The 11650-nt window shown below is 30.4% G+C and carries 10 protein-coding genes; 4 read left to right on the forward strand and 6 right to left on the reverse strand.

The window, feature by feature from the left end; all coding sequences use genetic code 11:
- Positions 1-42: 42 nt before the first annotated feature.
- Complete coding sequence (locus QZU75_RS08505; protein WP_296883010.1) at positions 43-2319, reverse strand: hypothetical protein; 2277 nt, start codon at positions 2317-2319, stop codon at positions 43-45.
- A 180-nt stretch (positions 2320-2499) separates the two neighbouring features.
- Positions 2500-3387, reverse strand: coding sequence for a hypothetical protein (locus QZU75_RS08510; RefSeq protein WP_296883012.1), 888 nt, complete (start codon positions 3385-3387; stop codon positions 2500-2502).
- A 307-nt stretch (positions 3388-3694) separates the two neighbouring features.
- Here QZU75_RS08510 and QZU75_RS08515 point away from each other — a divergent pair, with 307 nt between their 5' ends.
- Complete coding sequence (locus QZU75_RS08515; protein WP_296883013.1) at positions 3695-5596, forward strand: hypothetical protein; 1902 nt, start codon at positions 3695-3697, stop codon at positions 5594-5596.
- 99 nt (positions 5597-5695) lie between these two features.
- Here the strand turns inward: QZU75_RS08515 and QZU75_RS08520 are convergent, their stop codons facing one another.
- Positions 5696-6163, reverse strand: coding sequence for a hypothetical protein (locus tag QZU75_RS08520; RefSeq protein WP_296883015.1), 468 nt, complete (start codon positions 6161-6163; stop codon positions 5696-5698).
- An 8-nt stretch (positions 6164-6171) separates the two neighbouring features.
- Entirely contained in the window at positions 6172-6699 is a 528-nt protein-coding gene (locus QZU75_RS08525; RefSeq protein ID WP_296883016.1) for a hypothetical protein, read from the reverse strand.
- A gap of 77 nt (positions 6700-6776) precedes the next feature.
- On the opposite strand from QZU75_RS08525, the gene QZU75_RS08530 reads away from it, so the two are divergent.
- Entirely contained in the window at positions 6777-7487 is a 711-nt protein-coding gene (locus QZU75_RS08530; protein WP_296883018.1) for a zinc ribbon domain-containing protein, read from the forward strand.
- A 9-nt stretch (positions 7488-7496) separates the two neighbouring features.
- Complete coding sequence (locus tag QZU75_RS08535) at positions 7497-8459, forward strand: zinc ribbon domain-containing protein (RefSeq protein WP_296883020.1); 963 nt, start codon at positions 7497-7499, stop codon at positions 8457-8459.
- A 569-nt stretch (positions 8460-9028) separates the two neighbouring features.
- On the opposite strand, the gene QZU75_RS08540 is transcribed toward QZU75_RS08535, so the two are convergent.
- Together QZU75_RS08540 and QZU75_RS08545 are read right to left on the reverse strand one after the other, a co-directional pair.
- Complete coding sequence (locus QZU75_RS08540; protein ID WP_296883022.1) at positions 9029-9685, reverse strand: hypothetical protein; 657 nt, start codon at positions 9683-9685, stop codon at positions 9029-9031.
- A gap of 19 nt (positions 9686-9704) precedes the next feature.
- Entirely contained in the window at positions 9705-10319 is a 615-nt protein-coding gene (locus tag QZU75_RS08545) for an Ig-like domain repeat protein (RefSeq protein ID WP_296883024.1), read from the reverse strand.
- A 395-nt stretch (positions 10320-10714) separates the two neighbouring features.
- On the opposite strand from QZU75_RS08545, the gene QZU75_RS08550 reads away from it, so the two are divergent.
- Positions 10715-11650, forward strand: a 936-nt coding sequence (locus tag QZU75_RS08550; RefSeq protein ID WP_296883026.1) for an ATP-binding protein, incomplete at its 3' end; no start/stop codon positions are given.

The raw sequence follows: 11650 nt of genomic DNA on the forward strand, positions 1-11650 counted from the left end.
AAATAGAAGATGCTGTGTATTCACTACACAACAAAAATTAAATTATTTTTTTCTTTTTTGAATTGAAAAACTGCCGAATAACACAATGAAAACAGCAATAATGCATGTTATCGGATTTCCGCAGGCAGGCATTCCAGCAGATTCTTCTGATTTTTTTGAATCAGAATTAACGGGAGCTGTTTTTTGCGGTTCAAAAGCTGGAGGCTCAGGAGGAATAATATCTTCGCCATTTTCATCGACATTAACTGTTACAGCATATCCTGAAGACGTATTATTTTCCCTGCATGATACATTTGCCTCATTTGTAAAGCTTCCTTCTTTAAGGGCAATGCAGTATATGTCCAATGTTGCATTTTCACCATTTGCCAGATAGCTTATGTTCCATTTTCCGCTTAGAGGATCATAATCCCCTTTGGAGGCATTATATGATACAAATTCAAAATCTGACTGCAGTTTATCAGTTGCCATAACTTCATGGGCATCACATGGACCATTATTGAAGACGGTTATAGTCCATTTGACAGTATCTCCAACAAAGACTTTTGAAGGCTCTACGGTCTTTTCAATGCTCAGTTTGCAGACCGGCTCTTTAATATATATTGAATTGCTTACGATTTCATTGGTTCTGATATTATAAGAGATAATTGAATGCTTTCCGGGTTTCAAACTGCTGATGTTAAAAGCACATACGCCCTCCTTATTGCTGGATGCATCTTTTAAAGTGCCGTCAATACAAAAGTTAAATTCTGAAGATTCTTTTAAAATAGTACCGTTTTCATCCAATCCAGTTACATTAAAGAAAGTGGCATATCCGTAATATTCCTCCAAATCACTGGAAAAGAGTGTCTTTTTGACTGTGATTTTTGCAGTGGTCTGATTCTTGCCGAAAGGTCCGTCATATGATATCAAAGCGTCATATTCTCCAGGCTGCATTGTAATGGCAAGTGAAGCATAACCTCTAGGTGAAACTGTGCGCTCATAGACAGTCCCATTTACCTCAATTGAGACTTTCTCGCCAACTAAAGGGACGCCGTAATTATCTTTGAGATAAACATCCAAACTTTTATAATATGTTTTGTAAGTATTGACGTCCTGTGATTTTATAGTTACACCATAATCTGTTGCATAACCTGTTACGTTAACTATTTCGCTGCTGCCGTCAACGTGTGAAAGTATGCTGTATTGTCCTTTTGTCTTTGGACGGACATTTAAAGTTATTTCCGGAGAATTCACAGACGAAGATAAATCCCATTTCACCTCATGGGCTGATGAATCATAAGTGAAGTTACCCCATGAAACTTCCGCATTTACAAACTCGACTGCATCATCAAGGGTAAAAACAACAGTCATATCCCCATCAGCATTATTTATTCTGTAATGAACAGGGGTTTTGCTTCCGACAAGTACATTATCTGAACTGTTCAGCACTTCAATGTGTGAATCTATTGACTGATTTTCGAAAATGTAGGTTGTTATATATAGCTTGTCCGGATTATCCGGAATGATTGACTTCGGGAAATACTTGTCGTTAAAGTAACAGTAGGATACGATTTTTGAAGTGTTCAAACCGACATTGCGTCCGTTATCATCTGTTACATAGATATCAACACCATACTTTTGCCCATCTGAGGTATCATGTGGCTTGTAATCATATGAATAAACATTACGCCTGTTCCAGCCGTTATTTTCAAAGGAGCAGATTTCAATAATTGCATCAACAGGATTGATTCCATAATCATAATAACTTCCATGACGAAATCCAGTGTCATAATTTGGAATAATCAGATAGTCTCCAGGCTCCAGCTTTCCAAATATACACTTCTGAGCAAAGGCAATTCCGTAGCTTCCGTCAGGTGCCTTGAGGCAGAAATGACCAACATTGAACTTCTTAAAAATATTCTGAATCTGAGCAAATGAGTCATTTGAAAAGTTTTTGGAGAGAATCATGTCTCCGGCAAGCGCCTCGATAGTCCTTGTGTCACTAATGTTTCTGCTGTCTCCGCCATGGCTTGCAAACCATCCGTCTTCACTAAGCATTACATGGATAAAATGAGAGCCAGGCGTATCAATCTCCTGAACAATCATTTCCTTATCGTCCAAAGTATCATTGTGAAGGGTAACCCCATAGCCGTTAACAGGTGAGTCCTGTCTAAATGCAAAAACAGTTTCATCCTCTTCCTGAATGACAAAAGAACAGCATTCAGAATTTTCCTTATTAAAATCCATATCCCCGTCAGTTTGATTCCCATCATTAGCCGATACAGCAGATATGGAGAAAAAAACTATTAAAATTACTATAAAAACAAACTTAATATTCATAAAATCCACTCAGATAATATTATATTATGAATTAGATTTATTTAAATATTGCACCGCAGAATAAGAGCCTTTTTATATTCCCGTGAAAATTCAGGTATAAAAATCCGGTTAAAAATAAACAATGATTAAATCAAAAGTATCACTAAAATAAAAAAAAGTTAAAAAATTAAATTAAATTTTTTAAACTTTTAAATAGAAAATTTTAACCCTGAGAAGGACATACCTATTAGGATAATCCTCATCAGGCAGTTCCCACCGGCCATCATCAAATTTGCAATTTTCTATGTCAGTTACAATTTTTCCATTGTATTTATTTTTGAAATAGAATATTGCTTTAGTAATGACAGTGTGTTTTGATTTCTTTTTAAAGATAACTTTCACTTCTTTTTCATCGAAATCATTTTTATATTTAAGAGCAATTTTATCTTTAGTTTTTAAAACTTTAGTGGCCTTTGATTTAAGAATGACAGAAAATTGTTTTCCTATTAGGATTTTAGACTCTTTATTGATTTTGTATCTCTCATCAGCAGAAGTAATTACCACTTTATGAGATCCAGGCTTTAAAATTTTAGTATTGAATTTAGCTATACCTCTATAATTGGTTTTAACAGTGTATGTTTTACTTGTGGAACCTGTAAAAATCTTTAATTTGATTTTTACGTTTTTAATAGGAATATCATCATCATATCTGTCTTCAATTTTTATCTTAAAATAGTTATTAGATTTATATCTAAAAGCTACTGCATCAGCTTCAGTTTTGGTTGCAATTTTTCTAACAGGATTTTGACTGATAACGGAAGGTTGGTTGTTAGTTTGAGAGTTTGTAGAATTAGAATTTTTATTTGAATCAACATTAACAGTTGAAGAATTTGAATTATCTGAAATATTAGATACTGAATTTTCTAAATTACCTGTAACTTCTTTAACAGTATTTGAAACCTCAGAAATTTCTTCAGAGGAATCAGGAAGGCTCGTTGAATTTAAATCACTTGTGGCAGATACTGCAGATATTGTAATGAACAAACATAACAATACTGTAAATATTATTGAAATTTTTTTAATATTCATTGTTAATCTCTCCTTAATATGATAAAACATATTGGTAAATAATATATGAACTACATAATATATAAACATTTACACCAATCAAAATCAGCTTCAAAAATCCAAAACGTTAATGTTAATGTAAAATCAGGTTAAAAACAAGCAATGATTAAAAAAAAAAAGAATAGTAATAAAAGACATGTAGAAATTGTGGAACAATCATTAATACAAATCCACAATTAAAATGCCCTTCTAATAATAGACTATAAAAACATAATTATTAATAAATTTAATAACAAATATAACACCAAAACATATAAAGGTCATCATTATGAAATTCAATTTAAAAAAAGGAATAATGATTTTAAGTTTGATAATGATTTTATTTACAACAGTTAGTTTCATATCAGCAAACGAAAACAATACCTCCACAATAGCATATCAAACTGAAGAAAATATTGAAAATAATTTAGAAATAAAAACAGATATGGATGATTACTATTCCTCGCAAAATAATATTGAAGAAAATTGTACACATAATTTTGAATCAGATAAATTACAATTGACTTCCGAAGATAAACTTGGATACGACTATATTTCTGACCATACTTTTGAAATTGACACTACACAAGAAAAAAATTATGGAACTTTAACTATTAAAGGAGCACATCCTACAATTTATTTAGCTAAAGGATATGGAAATTGGTATAAATACACAGCTAAAACATACTATAGTTATAATAAAGGAAAATATTCTACAATAACAATTGAATTACCAAAAATTGAGGGAAAACACCAATATCGATTAGCTACACATTACAATAATCTAGCAGATATTGATTATTTTAATATCAACATAAAATACAAATCTTTTTTAACAATCACCAATGCAAGTGTTGATATTGGAAAACAAGCTTCTGTCAATATAAAAATAACTGCTAATTCATATTATGCAAGTAACATTACAATAAACATTAATGGGCAAACTTATACTTTATCAAAGAGTTCTACAAAGTTTACAACAACAATAACTAAACCCGGCCATTATGTAGGTACTGCTAAATTAAATCTCAATGGATATGCCACTTCTAGTGAAAAATTTTACATTAATGTGTATGAAGAGCCGTTAATTGTAGCACAGGACTATTATATTACTATATTAGGTCAAGAATATAAACTAAATATCTATGTTGTTAATTCAAATGGAGATCCAATAAATGGAGGAAAACTCTATTTAAATGACACATCAGCTCCAGTGAAAAATGGTTATGCCCAATTTATTTTAAATCCAAAAGACATTGCATTTGATTATTACACTATTAAATATACCCCCGGAAGTTCAAGTTACTATAAATCAATTTCAATTAAAAATGCATTCCCCATTGCAACAATATCTGCAACAAAATTAACCATTGATCCAATAAACACCATTGCAGGAACTAAAATTAAAAATATCAAATACACTATTACAGATAGTTTAGGTGATAAAATTAATCCTTCAGGATATTTTTTAATTAATGGAAAAAAATATAATTCCTTAAAAGATTTTAAAGCTCCTAAAAAAGGAGGTACATACAAATATACAGTTAAATTTGTTCCAGACCTAATTTTATATGCAAATAGTACTGCAACCCTAAAAATTGTAAATAAAATTAAAACTAAAGTTAAAGTAAAATCAGTTAGTGGATATGAAAATAAAAATGTGAAAATCACAGCAATAGTTAAAGATAACCTGGGTAAACATGTTAAAAAAGGAACTGTGACTTTTAAAATTAGAGGTAAATCATATAAAGCAAAAGTTAAAAACGGAAAGGCTACAAAAATCATTAAAGTTCCAAAACCTGGGTCAAGAGGGATATACTACTATTATTACAATAAAAACGGTAGAGAAATACAAAAATCAGTTTACGAATCTGAAACATACAAATGCAAAGTAATATTTAAAGGAGATTCTAATTATATTAAAAGCTCATCAACATTTAAAGTAACCTCTAAAAAGAAATCCACATCTAACTACTATCACACCCCATATAATCCTCCATCTGAATCACCAAGCAGCAGTAGCAAAAAAACTACAACAAAGAAATCAAATACTAAAACTTCAAGTAAATCATACGGATATTATCCAACATATCATAAGCCACAACCTTGCTTAAATCCAGATTTATTTAAAAAAGAACCTGCCATAAACACAAACAATATTAAAATAAGCGATATTAAAATAATTGTTTAGAGTAAATAAATTTTACTCTACTTTATTTTTTAGTGAAAATTAAATAAGAAAATCATGTGAAATATTTTTGCAATAAATATTCCACAAAATTTAAAAAAACTATTTAAACTTAACAGAATGTGCCATTTCCTTTAATGAATCAAAATCACTACCCATTATGAATAGCATTTTGCTACCTGTACTTACCGCAGCAATAGCGGGATGAGTATCATCAACAGTTTTTGGTTTAAGTATTTCAACATTTCCATCCTGTATTTCATAACATTCATTCAAATCAGCAACTGAAGACTCAAACATTTGTTGAACAAAAGCTACAGAAGAATTTTGAGAAAATACTGGTGAATCCATATACACCATTGCTAAATTTTCACTAGAATAAATTATATTTATAGATTCAATTTCATCATTACTAGGTTGTTCTTCTTTTTGAAAGGAAACACCTTTGGGAGTTTTCATTGAAAAATGATTATCAAAATCACGAACAGTTAAATCGGATGCACTGACGCTACCAATAACTAAAAGAGATGCAAAACTTATTATTAATAATAAAATCCATTTGTTATTCATTTTACCACCTATTCATAAAATTCAATTGTATTTACCATTGTTTTTAAAAAATTCAAATCATTTCCTCCAACACCAACAAGTTGATGACCTCTTTGAATCAAAATAGTCTCGGTAAAATTAGACTTGTCAACCGTGCTACCAACTTTACCATTAGCTTTTTTGTTATGTACTATAATCAAATCACCGTCAACATTAACTGTAGCATTTCCTGAAGAATTAGAAATTTCCACAAAAGCATTTACAACTTCATGTGTAATTAAAGGAGAAACCGCATATGCAACGAAAAATTCATTATTTTTATCAAGATAAGTGTAACCTTGACCAAATAATTGATCACCAGAATTATTCCAGGATTTTAAAAACTTTGTATCCTTTGGAACATTCATTGTAAATTCTGAATTAAAATCATAGACTTTCATCCCATTAGGAACTCCACCATCTGAACTATTGTTCTTTAATATAAAAGCCAGACTAGCACTTAATGCTATAATGGCAATTATTAATACTATGATAATTATCTTATGTTTCTTTTCCATTTTATCACCATTATTATAATATTGATAGTAAAATCATTTAAATCATTACTATTAAATATTAAACACAGAGGCCTTATATGGAAAATTATTGTAAAAATTGTGGTGCAGATATCAAAGACAATGCTCAGTTTTGTCAAGAGTGCGGAACAAAAGTTGAAAATATTTCAAAATTATGCTCCAAATGTGGCGAAAAATTAGATGATGACTCAGAATTTTGCCAAAAATGTGGAACTAAACTAAAAAATACCTGTCCCAATTGTGGAGCAAACACCGAAGAGAGTGAAAACTTTTGTGAAAACTGCGGACATGATTTAAACACACAAAAAATTGTTAAAAATGAAAATTTAATTGAAAAATATAAAATTCCTATAATTATTACCCTAATTATAATAATATCCATTATTGGAATTCAAATAGTGCCATCCATTATGGATTATGCTATTGGAACCCAAATAGTATATGTAGATGAATTTAATTATAAAATACCAGCAAATTTCAATTCTACAACTGAAAAACTGGTTAAATCAGATGATCCAGGCGTTTCAAACCGTTGGAGCAATGGTAATGAATATATTGAAATATGGGTTTTACCTCCAAAACACGAAGAAGATAGTGCAGACAGCATTATATCAAATGTTGGGGGAGGAATACATAATAAATATGGTTATACTGGATACTATAATAAATTTACTGATGGGGGAGAAGCTTTTTCATATTCTAGGAATAATAAAGCAATTACAATATTCGTATCTGACGAAAAATTATTTGATAAAATAGAAGTTTTATAGGAGGAAAAAATGAAGTGCCCTAATTGCGGAGAAGAAAATAATCCCGATTCCAAATTTTGTAAAAATTGTGGAAACTCATTGGAAAGTATTGTAACTCCAGAAAACACACCAAAAACATTAGAGAAAAATAAAATTATTATCATTGCATTAGTTGCCGTTATAATCATATTAGCAGTAGGCGTAATCTTTGCCGGAGGATTTTTAAAAGGAAACGTGCCTCTTGAGACAATGGACTTTGAAATATTTAAGATGGATGTACCTGAAGGGTCAAATTTTGTTGAAACCAGTTCCATTCCAAATTATGGTTTTGGAGGATTTGTAGGTCTTCAAAATGGAGGAAAATATTCAAAAGAAGTTAATTCACTACTCATATCAAATATAGCCGGTTCGTCACACCCTTCAGCAGTTAGTTTAGATAGAACTGAAGGTGATATTAAAGTATTTAAAGACAATCAGGGGCATGATACTTATTACATCGTTAGAGAACTTGACGGATATGAATTTGTTTTAATTGGAAATGATGATCAAACCATGATTAAAATGCTTAAATCAATACAGATTACCGACAAAGACAAATTGGCATCTCAAAGTTCACAGGAATCCAGCAGTTCACAAACAAGTTCATCAAAACCTTCATCATCAAGCCCTTCCTCAATTTCAATTTTGGGAGGAAGTTTCTCAACAGGAAGTGCCGATGAAGATAAAACATATGCCAGAATCAATGTTGGAACTTCACATGCTGGTGAAGATGTTATTGTTCAAATTTTCTATTCAAGAGACGGAAATAGCTTAAATAATGGTAATATGGTGCCTGCTACAGTTCACTCTGACGGTTATCTTGAAATAGCTTCAGCAGATGCATATCTGTATTATCCAGATTATGCGACAATTAAAATCTATGATTCAAATAGTAAGCTTTTAACAACTAAAAGCGTTTCTTTAAGTCCGACAAGCGGTACTCAAACATTTTAGAGTACCATTCTTTTTATTTTTACATTAAAACTAAAATTACAAAATAAATATTGGCTTTGTAGAAATCCTCATTTTTCTTGAATATATTCCTTGTTTGAACGTGTTTTTGCTTTATACTCAATAATATCCATTTTTTGCTCGTGTTTTTAATGGTATTTGATTTTTTGCTTTTGTTTATTCGTTCTGACGGGTTTAATATCCTATACTCCATCTGCTAGGCTGTATTTTGGATTGTATTTTTTTATATTTCTTATTGCTACTATTACAGCATGTGTCGAATCTTGGGCTCCTTTAGGCTACAAAATGAGGAATTTATTTTGACTCTACATCGATTGAAATATAATTTTTTACGTATATTACTTATTTTTTCAAATTTATGTGAAATTTCAAGTGTAAATCTTAATACTTGACAATTTAGGTTATTTTTATTGAATTTAAAGCAAAAATTAAAATAAAAATAGATTTTAAAAAAATTTTGCAAAAATCAAATAGGATTTCTACAAAGTCTTTATTAATTAAAATCAGACCCAAAAATTAAATAATTGGACGAATTCACGTGAGTAATTTAACTAATTACCCACATACATAGACCCAGAAGAACCGTCCGGATTTGTATAATACTCAACATGTTCTGAGCTGTCATAATAAGTATGATATCCTCCTTCAATATCTCTTTCAACATCCCCATTTGCATAGGTTTTTTCTTGAATACGATATCCTGGAGCATAATCCCAGCTCACAAAATCTCTTGAACCAACAACATCATTATCGCTTGATTGTTCACTGCTTTCCGATGATGTTTCCTGCTGAGTAACAGGCTGTTCAGTAACTGTCTCTTTCTGTTTAATTGTTAATTTTTGAGTTGTATTGTTTCCAGTGTAATTTGCATCTCCGGCAAATGTCACATTAACTGTGTATTTTCCTTTGCCCAAATCAACTTTCATATGGGCAGCACCTTTGGAATTGGTTTTTAAGGTCTTATTAGCAACCACTTTACCATTCTTATCAGTAATAGTCACATTAACCTTTGCCTTTTTAATAGGAGTCTTGTTCAAGTCAGTCAGCTTTACTGTTAAATTATCGCCTTTGTATAAAGTCTTGTTACTTGTTACTGTTATTTTTGAGTCCTTATGAGCATTTGATGACGGCATGAACATCACACCCACTGCAACGCCAATAACAACAATCAAAATAACCAGAATAATTAAAATATGTTTGCTTTCCATAAAATATCACCCCTACAAATCAATCATGATACACTCCTGCTTTTTCATCCCAGGCATCTCTGGAACCGTGGTAATGTCCGCCATGCTCAGGAGTATACTGCCAACCCAACTCATCAGCTTCTTCACGAGTTACTCCACCTGAATCAACAGCAGGACGATAATCATTTTGACTGGAAGAAGAGGAACTCTCTTCAGCATATGATTCACTAGACTGCTGGCTTTCAACTGGCTCATCAACAGCTTTTTCTTCTATTTTCAGCTTTTGAGAGGTACTGTTTGCTGTGAAATTGTCGTTTCCGGCAAATGTCACATTAACAGTATAGTTACCATTATCCAAATCCAATTTAAGATTTGCCTTACCATTAGAATTTGTTTTTAAAGTTTCATCAACAACAACTTTACCATCCTTATCCTTGATGGTTACATTAACGCTGGCCTTTTTAATAGGAGTCTTGTTCAAATCAGTCAGCTTAAATGTTAAGTTATCTCCACTATACAAAGTATTATTACTTGTTATTGTTATTTTTGAGTCATGTTTGGCAGTAATTGAATGCATTGACATCACTCCAATCACCGCTGCAAGAACAATTATAACAATTACCAAAAGAGCAATAATAATGTTTTTATTATTCAATTAATCCCCCCTTCAATAGGAATATATATGTAGTATAAGTGTAATATAAGTTGTGAATATCACCTGCACAAAAAACCTGTAAACTCCAAAGAAATATCCACATTAACGATTGAAATATCCAAAATCAAAGCTAAATAGATGCATGTATATATGTGGGTCAATGAGTTTATAGTTGATGTAGAGCATCAATAGCAGGGTTGCCCTCTCCAAATTCAACTTTAAAATTAATTATTATTGACGGTTTAGTGATTTTTACTTACGAATCCGCCATGAAATACTATTTTAAATTTTAAATTATATAATGAAAATTTATTATAATTTTTAGAAATATTATCAGTATACAATTTAAAAAAGCAAATATTTATAATAATAAATAATAAAATTAGTATATAGTTATGATAATTCGTGAGACTTATTTAAAAAAAATTCGCAAATTCATTGATGAAGAAGAGATAAAAGTTATCACCGGCCTTAGAAGATCAGGTAAAACCTATTTCTTAAAGCAAATAATAAATGAACTTAAAGAAAATGGAATTAAAGATAGCAATATAATATATCTCCCTTTAGAATCTGCAAAGTACGATGAAATTAAAACATATAAAGACCTGAATAAATTTATTTTTAACGAAGCACAAAACATTAAAGGCAAAATTTTTTTATTCTTTGATGAAATCCAACTTATTAAAGATTGGCAAAAAAGCATTAATGCATATAGAATTGACTTAGATGCTGATATTTATATAACCGGCTCAAATTCAGAAATTTTATCAGGAGAGCTCGCAACACTACTTTCAGGAAGATACATTAAAATAGAAATCTTCCCTTTTTCTTTTAATGAAATTTTAGAATATCATAAAATGAAAAATGGGCAAATAACTTCAAATGATGAAATAAAAATTTTTAATGAATATATGAAATATGGCGGCCTTCCAAGAACTTTGAATTTCAATGAAGAGGAAAAAATTGATTATTTAACTGATATTTTTTCAACAATTGTATTGAAAGACATTATTTCAAGAAACAACATTCGTGATGTTGTATTTTTAGAAAGGCTGATTAAATTCATAATAGTAAATACAGGTGAAATTTTTTCTGTTAACTCTATTCGAAATTTTTTAAAACATGAAGGAAAATCTGTTTCAACAAATACAATCAGCAATTATCTAAAACAAATTGAAGACGCATATATTATAATTAAATCCAAAAGAGAAGAAATCAAAACTAAAAAAATCTTAACAACAAATGAGAAGTACTATTGTATCGATCCAGGATTTTATGAAATCCAAACAGGATTTAATAAATCAAGAGGTAAAATTTTAGAAAATATTGTT

The organism is uncultured Methanobrevibacter sp. (assembly GCF_902764455.1).
Taxonomy (GTDB): domain Archaea; phylum Methanobacteriota; class Methanobacteria; order Methanobacteriales; family Methanobacteriaceae; genus Methanocatella.

Coding starts and splice junctions, on each gene's coding strand:
- QZU75_RS08505 (WP_296883010.1), bottom strand. CDS start 2,319: ATGAATATTAAGTTTGTTTTTATAGTAATTTTAATAGTTTTTTTCTCC.
- QZU75_RS08510 (WP_296883012.1), bottom strand. CDS start 3,387: ATGAATATTAAAAAAATTTCAATAATATTTACAGTATTGTTATGTTTG.
- QZU75_RS08515 (WP_296883013.1), top strand. CDS start 3,695: ATGAAATTCAATTTAAAAAAAGGAATAATGATTTTAAGTTTGATAATG.
- QZU75_RS08520 (WP_296883015.1), bottom strand. CDS start 6,163: ATGAATAACAAATGGATTTTATTATTAATAATAAGTTTTGCATCTCTT.
- QZU75_RS08525 (WP_296883016.1), bottom strand. CDS start 6,699: ATGGAAAAGAAACATAAGATAATTATCATAGTATTAATAATTGCCATT.
- QZU75_RS08530 (WP_296883018.1), top strand. CDS start 6,777: ATGGAAAATTATTGTAAAAATTGTGGTGCAGATATCAAAGACAATGCT.
- QZU75_RS08535 (WP_296883020.1), top strand. CDS start 7,497: ATGAAGTGCCCTAATTGCGGAGAAGAAAATAATCCCGATTCCAAATTT.
- QZU75_RS08540 (WP_296883022.1), bottom strand. CDS start 9,685: ATGGAAAGCAAACATATTTTAATTATTCTGGTTATTTTGATTGTTGTT.